Origin of the sequence: Halorussus marinus (genome assembly GCF_004765795.1) — an archaeon.
Taxonomy (GTDB): Archaea; Halobacteriota; Halobacteria; order Halobacteriales; family Haladaptataceae; genus Halorussus; species Halorussus marinus.
In genome coordinates this window covers 143,036-162,722 of sequence record NZ_SBIV01000001.1, presented here as the reverse complement: position 1 = coordinate 162,722, position 19,687 = coordinate 143,036, and the positions used below count along the sequence as shown (strand labels likewise).

Annotated in this window: 22 protein-coding genes; 12 read left to right on the top strand and 10 right to left on the bottom strand. The window is 68.1% G+C overall.

From position 1 onward, the window contains the following. The first annotated feature begins 15 nt into the window (after positions 1-15). Both btuC and EPY72_RS00890 read left to right on the top strand, forming a co-directional pair. The gene (gene btuC, locus EPY72_RS00895) at positions 16-1,116 is read left to right on the top strand and encodes a vitamin B12 ABC transporter permease BtuC (protein ID WP_135805285.1); all 1,101 of its coding nucleotides are present in this window, start codon (positions 16-18) and stop codon (positions 1,114-1,116) included. After that, complete coding sequence (locus EPY72_RS00890) at positions 1,113-2,408, top strand: heme ABC transporter ATP-binding protein (RefSeq protein ID WP_168215986.1); 1,296 nt, start codon at positions 1,113-1,115, stop codon at positions 2,406-2,408. Before btuC ends, EPY72_RS00890 begins: the two co-directional genes overlap by 4 nt. A gap of 1 nt (position 2,409) precedes the next feature. Here the strand turns inward: EPY72_RS00890 and EPY72_RS00885 are convergent, their stop codons facing one another. The 6 genes from EPY72_RS00885 to EPY72_RS00860 all read right to left on the bottom strand — a co-directional run bounded on the left by EPY72_RS00885 (position 2,410) and on the right by EPY72_RS00860 (position 8,537). Next, positions 2,410-4,305 carry a S9 family peptidase gene (locus EPY72_RS00885; RefSeq protein ID WP_135805284.1) on the bottom strand — a complete coding sequence of 632 codons (1,896 nt, stop codon included), beginning with the start codon at positions 4,303-4,305 and terminating at the stop codon, positions 2,410-2,412. A gap of 85 nt (positions 4,306-4,390) precedes the next feature. After that, entirely contained in the window at positions 4,391-5,239 is an 849-nt protein-coding gene (locus EPY72_RS00880) for a phosphatase PAP2 family protein (protein WP_134670855.1), read from the bottom strand. A 52-nt stretch (positions 5,240-5,291) separates the two neighbouring features. Next, positions 5,292-6,011 (bottom strand): RNA methyltransferase, encoded by a 720-nt coding sequence (locus EPY72_RS00875; protein WP_134670856.1) that lies wholly within the window; start codon positions 6,009-6,011, stop codon positions 5,292-5,294. Further along, positions 6,008-6,613, bottom strand: coding sequence for a DUF8114 family protein (locus EPY72_RS00870; RefSeq protein ID WP_135805283.1), 606 nt, complete (start codon positions 6,611-6,613; stop codon positions 6,008-6,010). The genes EPY72_RS00875 and EPY72_RS00870 overlap by 4 nt, the downstream gene beginning before the upstream one ends. 86 nt (positions 6,614-6,699) lie before the next feature. Further along, on the bottom strand, positions 6,700-6,966 hold the full coding sequence (locus tag EPY72_RS00865) for a DUF7513 family protein (RefSeq protein WP_134670858.1): 267 nt from the start codon (positions 6,964-6,966) through the stop codon (positions 6,700-6,702). Further along, positions 6,963-8,537, bottom strand: a complete 1,575-nt coding sequence (locus tag EPY72_RS00860) for a Na+/H+ antiporter NhaC family protein (RefSeq protein ID WP_134670859.1) — start codon at positions 8,535-8,537, stop codon at positions 6,963-6,965. The genes EPY72_RS00865 and EPY72_RS00860 overlap by 4 nt, the downstream gene beginning before the upstream one ends. Positions 8,538-8,648: 111 nt before the next feature. On the opposite strand from EPY72_RS00860, the gene EPY72_RS00855 reads away from it, so the two are divergent. The 5 genes from EPY72_RS00855 to EPY72_RS00835 all read left to right on the top strand — a co-directional run bounded on the left by EPY72_RS00855 (position 8,649) and on the right by EPY72_RS00835 (position 11,989). After that, positions 8,649-9,932 (top strand): amidohydrolase, encoded by a 1,284-nt coding sequence (locus tag EPY72_RS00855; RefSeq protein ID WP_134670860.1) that lies wholly within the window; start codon positions 8,649-8,651, stop codon positions 9,930-9,932. 94 nt (positions 9,933-10,026) lie between these two features. Continuing rightward, positions 10,027-10,332, top strand: coding sequence for a HalOD1 output domain-containing protein (locus EPY72_RS00850; RefSeq protein ID WP_168215985.1), 306 nt, complete (start codon positions 10,027-10,029; stop codon positions 10,330-10,332). Positions 10,333-10,488: 156 nt separating this feature from the next. Further along, positions 10,489-10,776 (top strand): DUF5789 family protein, encoded by a 288-nt coding sequence (locus EPY72_RS00845; RefSeq protein ID WP_134670861.1) that lies wholly within the window; start codon positions 10,489-10,491, stop codon positions 10,774-10,776. 1 nt (position 10,777) lies between these two features. Next, on the top strand, positions 10,778-11,458 hold the full coding sequence (locus EPY72_RS00840) for a CPBP family intramembrane glutamic endopeptidase (RefSeq protein ID WP_244605498.1): 681 nt from the start codon (positions 10,778-10,780) through the stop codon (positions 11,456-11,458). Between the two features lie 81 nt (positions 11,459-11,539). Next, positions 11,540-11,989 (top strand): DUF302 domain-containing protein, encoded by a 450-nt coding sequence (locus EPY72_RS00835; RefSeq protein WP_134670862.1) that lies wholly within the window; start codon positions 11,540-11,542, stop codon positions 11,987-11,989. Positions 11,990-12,010: 21 nt separating this feature from the next. On the opposite strand, the gene EPY72_RS19750 is transcribed toward EPY72_RS00835, so the two are convergent. From EPY72_RS19750 to EPY72_RS00820, 3 genes are all read right to left on the bottom strand, one after another. Continuing rightward, on the bottom strand, positions 12,011-12,232 hold the full coding sequence (locus EPY72_RS19750) for a hypothetical protein (protein ID WP_134670863.1): 222 nt from the start codon (positions 12,230-12,232) through the stop codon (positions 12,011-12,013). Positions 12,233-12,266: 34 nt separating this feature from the next. Continuing rightward, the gene (gene nreA, locus EPY72_RS00825) at positions 12,267-13,526 is read right to left on the bottom strand and encodes a DNA repair protein NreA (protein WP_134670864.1); all 1,260 of its coding nucleotides are present in this window, start codon (positions 13,524-13,526) and stop codon (positions 12,267-12,269) included. Between the two features lie 85 nt (positions 13,527-13,611). Continuing rightward, a complete protein-coding gene (locus tag EPY72_RS00820) occupies positions 13,612-14,574 on the bottom strand; it encodes a transcription initiation factor IIB (RefSeq protein ID WP_134670865.1) in 963 nt (320 codons plus the stop codon). A gap of 177 nt (positions 14,575-14,751) precedes the next feature. On the opposite strand from EPY72_RS00820, the gene rnhA reads away from it, so the two are divergent. Then, the gene (gene rnhA / locus EPY72_RS00815) at positions 14,752-15,345 is read left to right on the top strand and encodes a ribonuclease HI (RefSeq protein WP_135805282.1); all 594 of its coding nucleotides are present in this window, start codon (positions 14,752-14,754) and stop codon (positions 15,343-15,345) included. After that, a complete protein-coding gene (locus EPY72_RS00810; protein WP_135805281.1) occupies positions 15,338-15,883 on the top strand; it encodes a DUF7108 family protein in 546 nt (181 codons plus the stop codon). The genes rnhA and EPY72_RS00810 overlap by 8 nt, the downstream gene beginning before the upstream one ends. On the opposite strand, the gene EPY72_RS00805 is transcribed toward EPY72_RS00810, so the two are convergent. Continuing rightward, a complete protein-coding gene (locus EPY72_RS00805) occupies positions 15,884-16,240 on the bottom strand; it encodes a PadR family transcriptional regulator (RefSeq protein ID WP_134670868.1) in 357 nt (118 codons plus the stop codon). 217 nt (positions 16,241-16,457) lie between these two features. Here EPY72_RS00805 and EPY72_RS00800 point away from each other — a divergent pair, with 217 nt between their 5' ends. From EPY72_RS00800 to EPY72_RS00790, 3 genes are all read left to right on the top strand, one after another. Then, the gene (locus tag EPY72_RS00800; protein ID WP_134670869.1) at positions 16,458-16,991 is read left to right on the top strand and encodes an inorganic diphosphatase; all 534 of its coding nucleotides are present in this window, start codon (positions 16,458-16,460) and stop codon (positions 16,989-16,991) included. Between the two features lie 89 nt (positions 16,992-17,080). Beyond that, complete coding sequence (locus EPY72_RS00795) at positions 17,081-18,196, top strand: DHH family phosphoesterase (RefSeq protein WP_134672527.1); 1,116 nt, start codon at positions 17,081-17,083, stop codon at positions 18,194-18,196. Positions 18,197-18,289: 93 nt separating this feature from the next. Then, positions 18,290-19,633 (top strand): alkaline phosphatase family protein, encoded by a 1,344-nt coding sequence (locus EPY72_RS00790; protein WP_135805280.1) that lies wholly within the window; start codon positions 18,290-18,292, stop codon positions 19,631-19,633. Positions 19,634-19,687: the final 54 nt, after the last annotated feature.

Genomic DNA, 19,687 nt, shown 5'->3' with positions numbered 1-19,687 from the left:
AGAGGCTTTCATACGATGCGATGGGGCGCTCGCGCGGCGTGGTGGTCGGCCGGACTGGTCGCCGCGCTGATCGGGGTCGTCGTGGTCAGCGCGGCGGTCGGGCCGGTGAGCCTCGACTACGTCGTCGTCGGAAAGGTGTTAGTGAACGCGCTCGCGGTTCCCGCGGGCGTGGCGCTCGACGAACACACCCTCCGGCTCGCCGGGGCGGCGCTCTCGATTCCCGTGCCCGCCGTGGAGTTCCGGTCGGCCTTCGACTTCGCGGTGCCCGAGACCGCCCGAACGATCGTGATGACCCTCCGACTGCCCCGGATCGCGCTCGGGGCGACGGTCGGGTTCGCGCTCGCCACCGCCGGCGTCGTGATGCAGGGGTTCTTTCGGAACCCGATGGCCGACCCCTCGATCATCGGCGTCTCCTCTGGGGCGGCGGTCGGGGCGGTCGCCACGATCGCGCTCCCGTTCGCGGTCCCCTTCGGACTGCCGACGGCCGCGTTCCTCGGCGCGGTCGTCGCGGCGTTCGGGGTCTACCTGCTCGGCACCGAGGACGGCCGGACGCCGGTCGCGACGCTGTTGCTCGCGGGCGTGGCCGTCCAGACGTTTCTCGGGGCGATCGTCTCGTTCCTGCTACTCCACGCCGGCGAGAGCCTCGAACGGGCCGTCTACTGGCTGATGGGCCACCTCCACCTGGCGTCGTGGGACGACGTGACGCTCACGCTCCCGGTCGCGGTGATCGGGTTCGCGGTGCTGTTCGCGTACGCACGGGACCTCAACGTCCTACTGCTGGGCGAGGAGGACGCCCACGCGCTCGGCGTCGAGGTCGAGCGCACCAAGCGCCTCCTGCTGGCGGTCGCCAGCGTGGTGACGGGCGCGGCGGTCGCGGTGTCGGGCATCATCGGCTTCGTCGGCCTCGTGGTCCCGCACGTAATGCGACTGCTCGTGGGGCCGGACCACCGCGTCCTCCTGCCGACCTCCGCGCTTGCGGGCGCGACGTTCCTCGTGGCGACCGACACGGTGGCCCGCTCGGGCGCCGCCGAGATCCCGGTCGGCATCGTCACCGCCTTCCTCGGGGCGCCGTTCTTCCTCTATCTGCTCCGGACGCGGGAGGTGCACGCGCTGTGAGCGACGGGGCGAGCGGCGACGACCGCCGATCCGCGATCGAGATCGACGGCGTGACGGTCGAACTCGGGGGCAACCGCGTCCTCGATTCGGTGAGCGCGAGCGTCCCGGAGGGGCGGTTCGTCGGGCTGGTCGGCCCGAACGGCGCGGGCAAGACCACGCTACTCCGGGCGATCCACGGAGCCGTCGGCCCCGACGCCGGCGAGGTCCGCGTGGCGGGCGATCCGATCGCCGACCTCTCCTCGAAGGAGGCGAGCCGCCGGATCGCGGTGGTTCCCCAGGACACCGGCCTCGCCTTCGACTTCCCGGTCGAGGAAGTGGTCGCGATGGGGCGCAACCCCTACAAGTCGCGGTTCTCCGGGCCCAGCGACGCCGGTCGCGAACACGTCGAGGCCGCGATGGAACGCACCGAGGTGGCTCGGTTCGCCGACAGGCCGATCACCGCCGTGTCGGGCGGCGAGCGCCAGCGCGTCCTGCTCGCGCGGGCGCTGGCTCAGGACGCGCCCGCGCTGTTGCTCGACGAGCCGACCGCCAGCCTCGACATCAACCACCAGGTCCGGACCTTGGAGTTGGTCCGCGAACTGGTCGACGACGACGGCAAGACCGTGATCGCGGCGATCCACGACCTCAACCTCGCGGCCCACTACTGCGACGAACTACTGTTGCTCGCCGACGGCGGAATCAGGGCGAGCGGCGACCCCGCGACGGTGCTCTCGGAGAGGCACCTCGAAGCCGCGTTCGACACGCGGGCGGTGGTCTCTCGCCACCCGGTGACCGGCTCGACGTACGTCACCGCCCTGCCCGAGCGTCCCGACCGCCCCGCGGGCCGCGTCCACGTCGTGGGCGGCGGCGGGACGGTCTCGCGGCTGTTGTACGTGCTCTCGGCCGCGGGCTACGAGGTGTCGGTCGGCGCGCTCAACGAGGGCGACTCGGACCTCGAGACCGCCCGGTCGCTCGGGGTCGAGGCGGTGACCGAAGAGCCGTTCGCCCCGGTCGGCGAGGCGGCCAGACGCGAGGTCGAAGACCGGATCCGGGCGGCCGACGCGACCGTGCTCGCCGACGTGGAGGTCGGGGCGGGCAACCTCGCCAACCTCCGGGCCGCCCGGGAGGCCGACGAGGTGGTCGTGGTCGAGGAGCGCCCGTTCGCCGAGCGCAACTTCGCCGGGAGCGAGGCCGCCGCGCTGTACGAGTCGCTGTCCGAGCGCGGCCGGGTGGTCGGTCCCGACGAACTCCTCTCGGCCGTCGCCGCCGCCGTCGAGCGCTCCGACCCGGTCGGCCGCGTCGACGCCGAGTGACTCAGTCGTCGTCGGCTTGGGCCGCCGGCGGGTCGATCCGTCGGTCGAGGAAGCCGTCGAGGAGTTCGAGCGACCGGATCTTCTGATCGATGTCCGACGAGCCGTGGCCCTCCTCGCCGAGTTCGTGGTACTCGAAGTCGCCGTCCTCGCCCTCCTCGTAGCCGAGGTCCAGTAGCGTCTCGCGGAAGATGCGCGCCTGCGAGACCGGGACGCGCCGGTCGTTGACGCCGTGGGTCATCAACAGCGGCGCCGAGAGGTTCTGGGCGTGCTCGACCGGACTGCGCTCGCGGTAGAGGTCGGGGTTCGTTTCGGGCGTCCCGAGGTTGGTCTCAAGTAGCGCGGTCCGGAAGTGAGGCATGGTGTTCTCGTACATGTCTTCGAGATCGGTGAGCCCCACCGAGGCGGCCGCGCCGGCGTAGAGGTCGGGGTACTGGACCGCCTGCCAGTAGGCGGAGTAGCCGCCGTACGACCCGCCGTAGACGACCACGCGGTCGCCGTCGAGCCACTCGCGGTCGTCGAGGACGTGCTCGACCGCGGTCGCGATGTCGCCCTGCTCGGCGCCGCCCCAGTCGTCGTAGATGGACTCGACGAACGCCCGGCCCCGACCGGTCGAGCCCCGGTAGTTCACCTGCAGGACCGAAAAGCCCCGGTGGACGAGAAACTGCGTGCGGTAGTCGAACGACTTCCGGTCGGCCGCCCGGGGCCCGCCGTGGGGGTTGACGACCAGCGGCGAGGGACGCTCGCCCGAGTCGTACAACAGCGCGCCGATGTCGAGGGTCTCGTAGGGGTCGAGGTCGACCGCTCGCGCGGGCGTCTCCGGGACCCCGTCGGACTCGAAGGTGAAGTACTCGGCGTCGGCGAAGTCCTCGCGCGAGAAGGGACCGTACTCGCGGTCGAAGCAACGCTCGTACTCGTCGGTCGCCAGATCGTAGTCGAGGAGTTCGGTTCGGCGGGTGGGCGTGGTGTAGCTCACGAGCACGCGGTCCTCGTCGATGACGCGCTCGCTGGTCCACCCGAACGAGGCCACCCCGTCGGGGAGGTCGAACTCCCGACACTCGCCGGTCGCGGCGTCGTAGACGACAGGGACGGTGGTCGCCTCGCGCATCCGGGTCGCCACGAACCGCTCGCCGTCGGGCAGGAAACACCGGGGGGACTCCTCGCGTTCGAGGTCGCCGTACCACTCCACCGCGTCGGCGTCGAGGTCGTAGATCCCACACCGACCGAGATCTTCGGTGTTGTCGGCGATCAGGAGTCGGTCGCCCTCCGGCCCCCAGTCGACCGGCAGGACCTCCGCGCCGGTCGCGCCCACGTCGAGGTTCCGCGGGTTCGACCCGTCGGCGTCGGCGACGTAGACGTCCTCGTTTGTGAGGTCGTCGGCCTCGTTGGTGGCGTACGCGACGCGCTCGCAGTCGGGCGAGAGGTGGCCCGCCCGCACCGCCCGGTCGTAGTCGGTGAGCTTCGTCGTCTCCCCGGCCGACAGGTCCCGGCGGTAGAGGTTCATCTGGCCGTCTTCGTTCGAGCCGACAAGCAGGGTCTCGCCGTCCTCGCCGACGTCCTGGAGGCTGGCCTGTCCCGCCGACTCGAACACCGGTTCGGTCGCGCCGGTCGCGTCGATGGCGTAGACGTCGTTTTGCTCGTCGCCGTCCTCGTCGCGATGGAAGAAGACGCGCTCGCCGTCGGCGGCCCACGCCACCGGCCACCGGTTGTTCCGGGGGACCTCACCGTCGCTCCAGCGCTCGCACTCGCCGGTCTCGACGTCGAGGACGTGGAGTTCGTTTCGCCCCGTCCCGTTGTAGTAGAAGGCGACGGACTCGCCGTCGGGCGAGACGGTCGGGTGGGCCATCTCCGGCAGGCGAGCCAGCGCTTCGAGCGGATCGGAGCCTGAGAGTTCTGTCATCCGGGCTACGTAATGGGCATGGGCGACAAAACCTTTTCCCCGGAGCCGGGGTCGCCGCCTCGGGACGCTGAGGGACTCAGAGCCCTCACAGCGGCGCGTACCGCCGAACGCCCGCGAGGACCTCCCGGGAGACCGTCGACCACTTGGGGTCGCTGACCGACTGGGAGAACCGGTAGGCCACCCAGACCAAAAGCACCGCGAACACGGCGTCGATGACCCAGTGGATGCCCAGATACAGCGTCGAGAAGACGATGCCGACCGTCAGGGCGGTCACGGTGTTGGCGTACCGGCCGTCTACCTTCCGGGCGTACAGCGCCGCCAGCACCGACAGGCCGGTGTGGAGGCTCGGGAACGCCTTCACCAGCGTGTCGGTCGAGAAGATACCGTACTGGATCGCGGGGCTGAGTTCGTACATCAGCGGATCGACCGTCGAGAGGTACAGCGACGACACCTTCACCGGGAAGAGGAGGAAAAACGGGACCGCGGTGACGACCAGCACCGTGTAGGCCAGCGCGTACCGGTGGGCCTGCTCCTCGTCGTGGGCCTTCACTTTGAAGTACGTGAACAGGACCACGAACGGGAACCCCACGAGGTAGATCCCGGTCGCGACGACGGTGAGGGGGGTGACGGCGATCGCCTGAAACATGGCGACGGTCGCGCCCTCGACGGCGTACACCATCCCCGTGAACGTCCGCGGGGCGTGAAAGTGCATCGCCAGCGTGTTCACGCCCTGCGTGACCACCCACGCGACCCCGAGGTACTTCCAGTCTGTCCGGACGAAGTCGCCGACGAGACGCCGGAACCCCACGTCCGGCAAGAAGAGTCGCTTGCCGACGAGCATGACCGCGACGCTCGGGACCGCGACGAGGAGGGTAAACTGGGTGCCCAGCGGGAGCGAGCCGAACCGGGCGGCCAGCTGTGCTGCGGGAGACATATTCGTGGGTGTTACGCCGCGCTTCGGTAAAGTATTTGACTATCTGGGCGAGCTACTCGTCGTCGGCGTGGTACATCGCGCGCCGGAGCACGCCCCGAAGCGTCCGGAGCTCTCGGCCGGTCGGGTGGGCTCGACCGAGCAGTCGCCGGGCGAGCCGCAGGGTCTTCTCGCGTTTCTCCTCGGGGTGGTCGATCGCGTCGAGGAACGAGCCGAAGTGGTCGTAGAACCCCTCGATCTCGGCCTCGTCGGCCCGCTCGCGCTCGACGTCGGGGAGCTGGGTCTCGGGGACGGTCAGCTCCCGGAGCTCGTAGAGGGTGACGGTGGCGGCCTGCCCGAGGTTCAGCGACGGGTAGTCGGCGCTGGCCGGGATCGAACACACCTCGTCGAGGCGCGCGACCTCCTCGTTGGTCAGGCCGTTGTCCTCCCGGCCGAAGACGAGGACGGTCGGGGCCGCCACGTCGCGCAGGCTGTCGGCGAGTTCGTCGGTGGTCTTGAACGGGAACCGCCGGTGCTTGCGGGCGTCCTCGTTGGTCGTGGCGGTCAGCCCGACGGTGTGGTAGTTCTCGACGAGATGGTCGAAGCTGACCTCGTCGTAGTTCGGGAGCACGTCCTCGCGGGCCTGGCCCGCGTAGCCGTACGCCTCGCTGTCGCGGCCGAACGCCGGGGGGTCGACCAGCTTCAGGTCGTCCATCCCGAAGTTCTTCATCGCCCGAGCGATGGTGCCGATGTTGCCCGGCGTCTTCGGCTCGACGATCGCGACGGCGGGCTTCATTTGGGGTAGTCCTGATTCAGATCGAGGTCGTCCTCGTCGATAGTCACGTCCTCGCGGTCGTCGGTCTCGTCGTCGTCCCGGCCCTCCTCGACGGTGGTGACCTCCATGTTCCGGAGGTCGATGCGCTCTCGCTCCGCGCCGGGGACCTCGACTTCGAGGTCCTCGGGGTCGGGGTCCGGCGGCTCGGGGATGTCGTCGGGGTCGGTCTCGACGTGCTCGATGCCGCCGTACCCCTCGGGCGCGCGCCCGCCGTCGAGAAACCACTCGTGGAACGCGTCTTCGAGTTCGTCGCTTCCCTTGTACCGGCTCCCGCCGGCCTCGGCGAACCAGTAGCGGAAGTCGGCCTCGTGCTCCGAGCAGAGCACGACCTCCGCGAGCGGTTCGCCGTAGACGACCTCGGTGACGTTGCACTCCTCGATGTTCTCGTCGCCGTGAATCAGCCAGCAGGCGTCGCACGGCGACCCCACCAGCGCCTGAAGCCGGAGCAGGCGGTCGCGGGGGTCTTGGGGGATCTCGTCCAGCGGCCGGAACTCCCCCTCGTCGGTGAACACCTCGTCCTCGTCGAAGCGCCAGCCCCGGAGGCCGATGCTGACCTTGCCCATATAATCGGGCGTAGTCGTCGCGGGGTCAAAAAGAGCGCGTTCTGCGCGCGGGTCCGACGGCGGCGACCGACCGCGCTCGCCGGCCGCTAAAACGCCGACTCGCCGGTCCGCTCCAGATACGTCGCGGTGCCGGTGTGGTCGGCGTCGTCGAACGACTCGACCCGGAGGAGCGCCCGGGCGTCGACCGCGTCGGCCGGCGCGTCCTCGACACGGAGCACGGTGTCGCCGATACGCGCGATCGGCGTGTCGCCGTCGTAGCCCGTGACGAACGCCGAAATCTCTTGGCCCGACTCGAACGCGGGCGTGTTGGTGCGGAAGCCGATTCCGGCGAGGTACTTCTCGAGGAGGCTCATACGCGAGCCACCTCCTCGGACTCGCGGTCAGAGACGTATTCGAGCCCGAACCCGGTCAGCGCCGAGACGAGGAACACGCCGAACAGCAGCCACCCGTGGAAGACGAACGGCCAGACCTCGGCGGGATTGACGAGGAGTTCGCGAGTGAACCACCCGAACTCCTCGGAGCCGACGAGACCCTGCATCTCGGTGTAGCCCACGAGGACGCCGCCCGCCCACGGGAAGATGTAGCCCAGCGCCGAGGTGTTGGCGTCGAGGATGTTCGCCCGGCGGTAGCCGTTGATGTTGAACCGCTCGCCGATTCGCGCGATGTACGGCGCGATCGCGATCTCGGCGGCGGTGTTGATCGTGATCATCGCGTTGACCGACGCGGTGCCAAGCACCATCGTGGTCTCGGCCCGCCGGACGTTGGTCGCGACCCGTTCGAGCAGGAAGTCCTGAATCGCCTCGAAGCCCCCGCCCCGGATCATGATCCGGGCGCCGGCTACGATGAGCAAGGTGAGTACGATCAGCGGGAAAAAGCCCGCCGCGCCCGTGTAGATGCTCCCGGCGACCCCGACCTGATCGGAGCCGGCCGGCACCGTCGTCAGGAACGGGAGCCACGACAGCGAGTCGGCGAGCGCGACGGAGTCGGGCGCGCGAAACAGGATCATGTCCGAGACCGCCGCGAGCCCGAACGCGACGTTCGCGATCGCCGCGACGATGATGCCCCACGAGACCGCCTCGACGATGTGGCGGCCCCGCACCGCGGTGAAGATGACCACGCCGATCGAGGCGAGGTGGATCAGCCCGAGCGGTTCGGCCTCGTCGCCGAGCACCGCGCCGCTGGCCGCGATGTCGGCGCCGGGCATCACCGAGCCCGCGACGAGGTAGCCGACGAACGCGAGCACCGCCGCCACGATCGCGTACTTGAACCGCGAGGCGACCACGCCGCCGATGTCGGAGTTCTGGGTGACCGCGCTCACGATGGTGGTGTCGCTGACCGGCGCGAGGTTGTCCCCGAACACCGCGCCCGAGAGGATGGCGCCGAACAGCAGGACGGGGTTCGCGCCGACGAGCAGTCCCGCCGGGAAGAACAGTCCGGTGAACGCGATGGTGGTCCCGTAGCCGGTGCCGATGCCGGTCGCGAGTAGTGCGGCCAGCACGAAGGTGATCGCGGGGAACAGCGTCCCGCTGACCGACAGCGCGTCGGCGGCCCACACGAGGCCGCTCACGAACTGGCCCGCCTGGATCGTGTCGGCGAACATGCCGGCCCAGAGCCACGCCACGATCGCGGTCGCGGCCACGCGCTGGGTCATCCCGTCGAAGATGGTGTTGGCGTAGGTCTTCCAGTCGCCCTTGGCGAAGAACATCCCGACGATGAGCGCGAGCAACATCCCCGCGACGAGGCCGGTCGTGTCCCCGATGCGGAACAGTCCGCTCTGGACGATCGCCCACACGATGAACAACGCGATGGGGATGGTGCTGGCGGCGGGGCCGCCGTAGAACTCGATCCGGGAGCCGCCGCGGGCGCGGCGGGCCTCCGCCAGTTCCTCTTCGACAGCTTCGTCAGGTGGCTCGTCGTCGACCATAGTAGGCCTCGGTCGAGAGTATCCGTGGGACCCTTAAGTAACCGTTCAATCTCGGGAGCGCACCTTGCCGGGCCTCAAGCACTTAAGGTCCGGGCGCGCCACGGGGCGGATATGAGCCAGCAGGCCGAACGCGACCGACTCATCGAACTCCGACGAGACCTCCACCGACACCCCGAGCCGGCGTGGCGGGAGTTCTACACCACCGCCCGCATCGTCGAGGAACTCGAACGGATCGGCGTCGACGAACTCCACGTCGGACGCGACGCCGTCGCCGAGGACGAGCGGATGGCGGTTCCCGGCGACGACGAACTCGAGACGTGGTACGAGCAGGCCCGCGACGCGGGCGCCGACGAGGAGATACTCGAACGGCTTGAGGGCGGCTACACCGGCGCGGTCGCGGTCGTCGAGGCCGGCGACGGGCCGACGGTCGGACTCAGAGTCGACATCGACGGGCTCCTCCGTGCGGAGTCGACCGACGACGATCACGCCCCCGTCGCCGAGGGGTTCCGGTCCGAACACGACGGCGCGATGCACGCCTGCGGTCACGACGCCCACGCGACCTTCGGCGTCGGCGTGATCGAGGCGATCGCCGACAGCGACTTCGAGGGCACCCTCAAGGTGTTCTTCCAGCCCGGCGAGGAGATGATCGCTGGCGGGAAGGCGATGGCCGAGAGCGACCACATCGACGACGTCGAGTACCTGCTCGCGGCCCACGTCGGGCTCGACCACCCGACCGGCGAGGTCGTCGCGGGGCTGGACGGCTTTCTCGCGGTCAGCCACTTCCGCGCGGAGTTCGAGGGCGAACCGGCCCACGCCGGCGGCCAGCCCAACGACGGCGAGAACGCCATTCAGGCGGTCGCGACCGCGATCCAGAACCTCTACGCGATCCCGCGCCACGAGGACGGTGCGACCCGGGTCAACGCCGGGAAGATCGGCGGCGGCACCGCGACGAACATCATCGCCGAGAGCGCCCACGTCGAGGGGGAGGTGCGCGGCGAGACGACCGAGCTCAAAGACTACATGAAAGCCCGGGCCGAGCGCGCGCTCGAATCGGCCGCCGAGATGCACGGCTGTACCGTCGAGCGCTCGACCAACGGCGAGGCCCCGAGCGCCGAGAGCGATCAGGAGCTCGTCGACGTGGTCGGCGACGTGGCCGGGACGACCGACGGCGTCGACACCGTCGTCGACCGCGACGAACTCGGCGGAAGCGAGGACGCGACGTACCTGATGCGGACGGTCCAGCAGAACGGCGGCCGGGCCGCGTACGTCGGGGTCGGGACCGACCACCCCGGCGGCCATCACACCGCGACCTTCGACGTCGACGAGGAGTCGATCCCGATCGGGATCGACGTGCTCGCGGGTGCCGTCCGCGAGATCGCCGAGCGCAGACCGTAATGTGATCGGCCTAATATATTCAATGTTATGCGGAGAGTTTTTATTCTTTGCACCGCCAACGCTAAACACTCCCGCTTGCGGAGGAGGACAACGAATGACCGAGAACCTGACCGAAAATCCAAACGAGACAGTCGCCACTACCGGGAAACCATCGAACGCGTCCCAGCGTCGGGACGAGCCGCTCAGCACCGCGGTGATAGACGCGGTCGCCGACGCGGCCGGCGTCGAACCCGCCGAGCTCGGGGCGTCGCTCTACGACCAGATCGACCCCGACGCCCTCGACAACCTGTTCAGCGACAGGCACAACGGACAGCCCCGCGGGACCGGCCATGTGGCGTTTACGCTCCTCGAATACGAGGTAACCGTCTACAGCGACGGTCAGGTCGTGGTCCACGACTGAGGCTCGCTCGCGGCGCGTGTCGGCTCGCGGGACGGGACCCGACGGCGGATCGCGGGCGGTCCGGGCGGGCCCCGCCGGCGCGGAACGCCGGCCGACGCGCTCGCGGTGAGAGGCCGTTCCGAAAGCTCTAATCGGGAGGACTCCGAATCGGCGGCCATGGCCGACGAAAACGAAGACGACGAGCCAGCCGTCGAACTCGGCGAGGGCGAACCGGTCGACGGCGCGCCGGTCGCGCGCCTCGCCTCCCGACTGCACTGGCCGATCCAGAAGAGCGAAGTCGCTCGGAGAGTTGGCGACGAGACCGTCCGGACCCCCGAGGGCCCCCGCGAGTTGGGCGACCTGCTGACCGACGTCGAGGAGACCTACTTCGAGAGCCAGCGGGATTTCCTCGGCGAGATCCGGGCGGTCACCGCCACCGGCGCGGTACCGACCGCCGACGAGTAACGTGTCGGTCGCGCGGACGGTCCGCCGACGGCTCGCCGGTCTGGGGTGGGTCCAGCGCGCGCTGGTCGCTGGCGGCGTCCTCACCGTCGCGTGGATGTCGTGGGACGTGGCCGGACTGCACGAGCGCCTCGTCCGCGACGTCACCGTCTACATCCTCGCGCCCGCCGTCCTCGCGATCACCCACGGCCGACACCTCGGCTTTCGCGTCGACCGGCGCGCGGTCCGGAACACGCTGTTGCTCTCGCTTTTCGTGGTCCCGTTCTACGTCGTCGGCTCGTCGCTCCCGACGATCCGGAGCTACTACCCCATGTGGGAGACCGGCGCCGCGCTCGGGGAGTTTCTGCCCCACGCGCTCAAGCAGTTCGTCATCGCGGCGGCCGCAGAGACTTATTACCGGGGACTGCTCTGTGTCGGCGTCCGCGAACTCGGGTTCAAGAGCGTCTTCATCAGCCCGGTCGTCTACGCGTTTCACCACCTCTACAAGCCGCCGATCGAACTGGCGCTGTCGGGACCGACCGACGTGCTGTTCGGCGCGGTCGACTACCAGAGCGACTCGATCCTCCCGTCGGTGGTCGCCCACGGACTGGGGTTGGCCCTGCTGGACTGGCTGGTGTTGCACCCGCCGATCATCGCGACCGAGCGCGTCCTGCGGTGGCTGTCGTGGCTCCCGGTGTCGCTCTGAGACCGCTCGTCCCGCGACCGCCGCCGTCCCGCCCCGACCGGGCGCGCACCTTTTTAGGGTCGGGCACGAAGGGAGTCTTGCATGAGTCTTCCAATTGACCCCACGGCACTCGACGGCGACGACGTCGGCGAGATGGAAGCGACCCTGGAGATGGACCACGAGACCGCGATCGAACACGTCCGGGAGGCGTTCGTCGACGCGGGATTCGGCGTCCCGGTCGAGTTCTCGCCCGCCGAGATGCTCAACGAGAAGGTCGACGCCGACCGCGATCCCTACTACGTGCTCGGCGCGTGCAACCCCGAGGTGGCCGATCGCGCGCTCGACGCCAGCGACGGTCGCATCGGCGCGCTGTTCCCGTGTAACGTGGTCGTCTGGGAGGAGCAACCGGGGCGACAGAAAGTCTACCACGTCAGCATCATGCGTGGGGCTCGCCTGCTCGGGCTCGCACCCGACGACGAGGAATGGGACGATATCGTCGCCGATACCGGCGAGTACGTCGACGAGGCGTGGTCGAACCTCGACACGGCGTAGTCGAACCTCGACGCGGCGGGGTTACGATTCGTCGTCCAGCCGCTCGACCTCCTCGCGCAGTCGCTCGACTTCCCGGCGGAGCGCCGCGAGCTCTTCGGTCTCCGAGCCGTCGGCGTTCGACCGACCGAAGAGGTAGACGCTCCCGCCGAGCAACACCAGCGGGAGCCCGAACACCACGAGCGCGATAAGGAGGATAACGGCCAGTTCCATTCCGCCGGGGACCGCCCCGAACAGGGGGATCATACCGGACGTCGCCGGAGCGTCAGAATAAGTCTTGTCACGAGAAGTCCGCGAGGTTAGCCTGCAGGCCCGAGAGCATGTCTGACTTGCGCCGGAGGTCCCCCAGCGCCACCGGGAGCTGTGGGGCCAGTTCGCGAACCGCGCCGTGGAAGGTCTCGGCCGCGCCGTACTCTCCCTCGAAGGCGTTCCGGACGCTCTCGCGGATCTGCCAGACGCCGACCGGCGCCCAGTAGTCGTCCGAGACCTCCCGGAGGACCAGACACTTGGCCTGCCGTCCGATGGATTCGAGGTGTTCGAGCACTGCCAGCCGGGAGGCGTAGTAGGCGCCGGCGGTCTCGTCGACGTAGCCGGTCCGACCGTCGAACCCCTCCGAGGCGCTGGCCATCCACGTCTCGCCGGTCGGGTCCTGATTCCAGATGCTACCCGGCGCTTTCATCTCGACGAGTTCGAACTCCCACTGACCGGGCGTGAGGATCACCCAGTAGCGGTTGCCGACGTACTCGTTCACCCAGACCTGCGTCTCGTCGACGCCGGGGTTCGTGGTGATCTGGCCCCGGAGGAACTGCCCGATGGTGTCGTCGACCGCGGTGATCGACCACCGGGTAGGGACCAGCCGCCGGTTCTGGCCGCGCCCGAGCGCGCCGGCCGAGAGGATGTCGTTGATCTCGTAGACGTCGAAGCCCCGGCGGTAGAGGTAGGTCATCGCGCCCTGGGCCTGCCAGTCGTCGTCTTCGAGGGTCTTTTTGACCGGGCGCGGGACGTGGGGGTTCTCGGTGAGGTCCGCGGAGGTCGCCCGCGCCGACGGGCCCGTCGGGGTCGTGATGTCGTCGACGTCCAGATCGAGGTCCAGCGAGTCCGAGAGCCCGATCTCGACGTCGACCGGTCGGTCGGCGATCGCGACCTCCCGCTGGGTGCCGACGAACCCGTCCCACGCCTCGGCGACGTTCTCGACGTCGGCCGAGTGGTTCGAGTTCAGGAGCCCGGTCCGATACTGGAGCACGTTGTCGATGTCGAGTCCGCGCTCGTACCACTCGCTGCTGGTGGCGAACTCGGCGGCCCGCTCTTCTTCGCCGACCGGCGAGAGGATGCCGGTCGAGACGTTGGGGTAGTTCGATCGGCCCACGAACACCGACGGGGAGGTGCTACCGACCAGCGAGTCGCCCTGCGCCACGTCGGCGAAGCGGTCTTTGACCTCGTCGACGTAGTCGAGGATCTCGTAGGATTTTTCTTCGGCGAGGCGTCGGCGGCGCTGGTCGGCGTCGGGTTCGAGGTCCTCGATGTACTCGTCGAGCCGCATTCGACTCCCCTTGGGACCGGACGGGTTTGAAGCTTACTCGCTTCGGGGCGACCGGACGGTCCGGCTCGCTCCGGCGCGAGGCCACCTAGCTGTGGATGCCCATCGCTTCGATCTGTTCCTGATAGCGATTGCGGATGGTGACCTCGGTCACCTGCGCGACGTCGGCGACCTCCCGCTGGGTCTTTTTCTCGTTGCACAAAAGCGAGGCGGCGTAGATGGCGGCGGCGGCGTAGCCGGTCGGGGACTTGCCAGAGAGCAGGCCCTCCTCGGCGGTCGTCTCGATGATCTCGTTAGCTTTCGTCTGGACTTCTTCGCTGAGTTCGAGTTCAGAACAGAACCGCGGGACGTACTTTTTGGGGTCGACCGGTTTCATCTCGAGTCCGAGTTCCTGAGAGATGTACCGATAGGTGCGGCCGATCTCCTTTCGCTCGACCCGCGATACCTCCGAAATCTCTTCGAGGCTTCGCGGGATGCCTTCCTTTCGACAGGCGGCGTACAGCGCGGAGGTGGCGACCCCTTCGATCGAGCGCCCTCGGATCAGGTCCTCCTTGAGCGCGCGCCGGTAGATCACCGACGCGACCTCCCGCACCGACCGCGGGACGCCGAGTGCCGAGGCCATCCGGTCGATTTCGCTCAGGGCGAACTGGAGATTGCGCTCGCCGGCGTCTTTGGTGCGGATGCGCTCTTGCCACTTTCGGAGTCGGTGCATCTGACTCCGCTTTTTCGAGGAGATCGACCGCCCGTAGGCGTCCTTGTCCTTCCAGTCGATAGTGGTCGTCAGTCCCTTGTCGTGCATCGTCTGGGTCGTCGGGGCGCCGACCCGTGACTTCTCCTGGCGCTCCTGGTGGTTGAACGCCCGCCACTCAGGACCCGGGTCGATCTGCTCTTCCTCGACGACCAGACCGCAGTCTTCGCACACGAGTTCCGCCCTGTCGGAACTCTTGACCAGGTTGTCGGAGTTACACTCCGGACACTCCCGTACACCCTCTTCCTCCTCCTGTTGCTCCGCCTCGGCTTGGCGCTCCCGCTGGCGAGTGGACCGTGTCATCGCACTTTTATAGTAGTACTTCCAACGCACTTAAACCCTCGGCCGAAACTTCCGACCGATCAGGTCCGACAGAATACGCCCCGCGACGCCAGCCCGACGAAATCGAGCCTTCCGCGCGAATCGCCCGACGAGACGGGTATCGGAAAGCGTAAATGCCGGTATCGTGGACGTGACCCCATGCCCGTCATCGAGTGCGACGTCGACGACGCCCGCGAGACGCTCGCCGACGCGGGCGCTCGGCTCTCGTCGGGCGACTCCGACCACGAACGCTGGCGCGCCGAGTACGGCGACGCGGTGGCGGTCGCCTACGACGGGAAGGTGGTCGTACAGGGGTCTAATCCGCAGGACATCGAGGCGCTCCTCCGCGAGGAGGGCGGTCACGCCTACGTCTACTTCGACGGCGCGAGCCGGGGAAATCCCGGGCCCGCGGCGGTCGGGTGGGTGCTGGTCACGAGCGACGGCATCGCGGCCGAGGGCGGCGAGCGCATCGGGCGCGCGACGAACAATCAGGCCGAGTACGAGGCGCTGATCCGCGCGCTCCGGGCGGCCCGCGACTACGGGTTCGACACGGTCGAGGTGAAAGGCGACTCCGAACTCATCGTCAGGCAGGTCACCGGCGCGTGGAACGCCAACGACCCCGAACTCCGCGAACACAGGGTGACGGTGCGCGAACTCCTCGCGGCGTTCGACGACTGGGAGCTCAGCCACGTCCCGAGAGAGATAAACGAACGCGCCGACAACCTCGCGAACGAGGCGCTCGACGATGGCTGAGGATCAACTCCCAGACGAGACCGCGGACCGAGCCGAACGACTCACGCGACTCGCCCGCGAGGCGGTCGACGACGCCGAAGCCGAGGCCTACCGCGAGGAACGGACCGACCTGCTCGCCGAGCACGGGTTCACCTCGCGGGTCCGCGAGGACGACGACGCCGAGACGCTGGTCCTCCACCCCGACGAGTGGACCGACGAGGGAACGATCCGCACCGATCGGATCGACGACACCGACCGGGCGGTCGAAATCCGACTCGCCGGCGCCGGCGACCCCGACGACTGGGACGCGGTCGCCGAACGCAACCGCGAAGTGGCGGCTCGGGTCCGTGCGGCCCACGGCGAGGTCCACGGCGACAACGCGGCGGCGTTCGCCGACTTCATGAGCAACCACTACGCGCGGCCGATCGAATCGGCGACCCCGGACGAAGCGAACGAGTTTCTAACGGAGTACTTTCCGCGGAACGCCTGGCCGTCGGAGAAACAGCGAGCGGTCGTGGGGGAGTCCGTCGAGCTCGCGCTCGAGGCGGCCGAGGAGTGACTACTCGGTGTCGGCGACGAGCTCCCGAACCTGCTCGGCGCGTTCGTCGTCGGTGACGAACTTCGAGAGGGTCCACTGGAGCGCGTCGACGACGACCGCGAGGCCCTCGTCGGTCAGCTCGTACTGGTTGGTCCGCTTGTCGAGCTCGCTCTTCTCGACGTAGCCCTTCTCGACGAGCGTGTCGAGGTTGGGGTACAGACGTCCGTGATTGACCTCTTCGCCGTAGAACTCTTCGAGTTCGCGCTTGATGGCGAGGCCGTACATCGGCTCCTCGGAGAGGATGGTCAGGATGTTCTGCTGGAACGCGGTGAGGTTGCGAGCGGTACTCGTCTCTGTGAGTGTCTGTGCCTCTGACATAGACTCTGACAGTCGATAATTTGTCACGCTCGTATTTAATCCTTCCCAACTCGGGCCGAGTTTCTGAAATTTACCCCCGAGTTGTAGTACCAGACGTTACGCAGTTTAAATACCAGTTCGTGGATTATCGGGAGCTGTCACGCGTCGTGACGATTCGGGAGACCCCGATAGATGCCGAAAGGACTTTGCCGACTTCGGACCGACTCACGAACTGCACATGACGAACCTCTGGGAAGACCTGGAAGCCGGACCGAACCCGCCCGAGGAGATCTACGCCGTCGTCGAGTGTCTCAAAGGCGAACGCAACAAGTACGAGTACGACAAGGACGTCCCCGGCGTCGTGCTCGATCGCGTCCTCCACAGCAACGTCCACTACCCCAGCGACTACGGGTTCATCCCCCAGTCGTACTACGACGACGAGGACCCCTTCGACGTGCTCGTCCTCGTCGAGGACCAGACGTTCCCGGGCTGTATCGTCGAGGCCCGCCCGGTCGCGCTGATGAAGATGGACGACGACGGCGAGCAGGACGACAAGGTCATCGCGGTGCCGACCGAAGACCCCCGCTACGACCACGTCGAGGACCTCGACGACATCCCCCAACAGACCCTCGACGAGATCGACGAGTTCTTCGCGACCTACAAGAACCTCGAGGAGGGCAAGGAAGTCGAGACGCTGGGCTGGGAGGACAAGCAGGCGGCCAAAGACGCGATCGAGCACGCGATGGACCTCTACGACGAGACGTTCGCGTAGTCGATCGGCCGCCCTCGGTCTGCAGAGTATTTTCACGTTCCGGACGGCCTCCCGAAAATATTTATCGCTGGAATCGGGACCCCGAAGCGATGGCGCTCGGGACCGGATTCGGGAACGCGGAGTTAGCCGCGATGGCAGCCACGGTGGTGGTCGCCGGTGGAGTCGTCCTCTACGCCGCCCGGTCGGTCACCGGCTGGCGACGCGATCGCGAGCCCGCACCGGTCGACGCGCTCAAGAACACGGTCGCCGGCCAGAACCGGGTCGCGCTGGTGGTGCCCGACGGCCCGAGCATCGACGCGCTCGCGGCGGCGGTCGGGCTCCGGGCACTCTGCAAGGAGTGGGGCGTCACCGCCCGACTGTTCGCGGAGGGAGAGATCACCGGCGAGGACACCAAGGCGTTCTCGAACATCTTCGACCTCGAGTTCGCGGTCATCGGCGACGGGAGCGAGGAGCTGACCGAGTTCGACGCCGCGATCGCGGTCGGCGGGGGCGGGGCGGTCCCCCGGCTCTCGAACAACCCGCCGGTGGTCGCGGTGGTCCGCCACCGGCCGACCGCCGCGGAGAACATCCTGACGGTGACGCCCACCGAAGACGGCTCGACCTCGACCACGGTCGCGCGATTCCTCCAGACCGAGAACGTGGTCCCCGACCAGCGGATCGCGACCGCGCTCCTTCACGGCATCCGGGCCGGCACGCGGGAGTTCCGCCGGGCGAACGGCCAGCAGGACTACGAGGCCGCCGGCTACCTCCACACCTACGCCGACCTCGGGCGCATCGAGGACCTCCGATCGCCCGGCATGAGCGGCGACACCTTCGACGTGATCGGCGACGCGATCGCCAACCGCGAGCGCCGGGCGAGCTTCGCGGTGACGAACGTCGGGTCGATCCCGGCGGTCTCGGCGCTCGAAGAGGCCGCCGACGCCATGCTCCGGCTCGAAGGCGTCTCGACCGCGGCGGTGTTCGGGATACACGAGGAGACCATCGTGGTGTCGTGTCGCGCCGAGGACGTCCGGACCAACGCGTTCGACATCCTCGACTCCGCGTTCGAGACCAGCGAGACCACCGGCGGCAACACCGACGCCGCGACGGCCCGGGTCCCCCTCGGACTGTTCTCGCAGGTCGACGACGATCAGGAAGAGACCCTCGACATGCTCATCGACGCGAGCACCCGGAAGGCGCTGTTCGAGGCGTTCGAGAGCTCCTGATCTTCTCGGTCGCGAGGTCTTTCATCATCGTTCGGGTCGAAGGCGGCGCTTACGAAAAGAAATTTCTTGTATGCGGTCCTCGTAGCCGGAAGCATGGGACTCTTCGATAAGCTCCGCGGCGACGACAAGCCCCGCGTCGCGTTCTTCGGTATCGACGGCGTGCCGTACAGTTTCCTCGAGGATCACTTCGACGAGTTCGAGAACCTCGCCGCGCTCGCCGACGAGGGGTCGGCCGGGCCGATAGACAGCATCGTCCCGCCCGAGTCGTCGGCGTGTTGGCCCTCCCTCACCACCGGCGTCAACCCCGGACAGACCGGCGTCTACGGCTTCCAAGACCGCGAAACCGGCTCGTACGACACCTACGTCCCGATGGGTCGGGACGTCCAGGCGACCCGAGTGTGGGATCGCGTCCAGAACGCCGGCCGGGACGCGACCGTGATGAACGTCCCCGTCACCTTCCCGCCCCAGCGCAACGTCCAGCGGATGGTCTCGGGCTTTCTCTCGCCGGGCATCGACAAGGCGGCCTACCCCGACGAACTCGGCTCGTACCTCGACTCGATCGACTACAAGATCGACGCCAACGCCAAGCTCGGCCACGACGAGGACAAAGGCGACTTCATCGAGAACGCCCACGAGACCCTCGACGCCCGCTACGAGGCGTTCAAACACTACCTCCAGCAGGACGACTGGGACCTCTTTTTCGGCGTGTTCATGACGACCGACCGGGTCAACCACTTCCTGTTCAAACACTACGAGGAGGACGGCGAGTACAGAGAGGAGTTCCTCGACTTCTACCGGAAGCTCGACCGATACGTCGGCGAGATCCGCCAGAACCTCCCCGACGACGTGACGATGCTGGTCGCCTCCGACCACGGGTTCACCTCCCTCGACTACGAGTTCTACGCGAACACCTGGCTCGAACAGGAGGGGTGGCTCTCCTACGAGGACGACGACCACGAGGAGCTCGGCGACATCACCGACGACACCGAGGCCTACTCGCTGATCCCGGGCCGGTTCTACATCAACCTCGAAGGCCGCGAGCCCCGCGGGAGCGTCCCCGAGAGCGAGTACGAGACCAAGCGCGACCAGCTCAAAGAGGCGCTCGAAGCCGTAGAGGGTCCCGACGGTCGGAAAGTCGTCGAGCGCGTGGTCGAGAAAGAAGACGCCTTCCACGGCGACCACGACGACATCGCGCCCGACCTCGTCGCAATCCCGAACTACGGCTTCGACCTCAAGGCCGGGTTCAAGGGCCACGAGGACGTGTTCGGTCAGGGCCCGCGCAACGGGATGCACAGCTTCGACAACGCGTCGCTGTTCGTCGACGACCCCGAAGCGACGGTTCGTGACGTCGATCTCTTCGACATCACCCCGACGATCCTCGACCTGCTCGAGGTCGAGTACGACGCCGCCGAGTTCGACGGCGCGAGCCTGGTCTGACCGAGGCGAGGCTCAGCCGTCGGCTCTGTGAGTTCGACGCCGTCGAAACGCGCG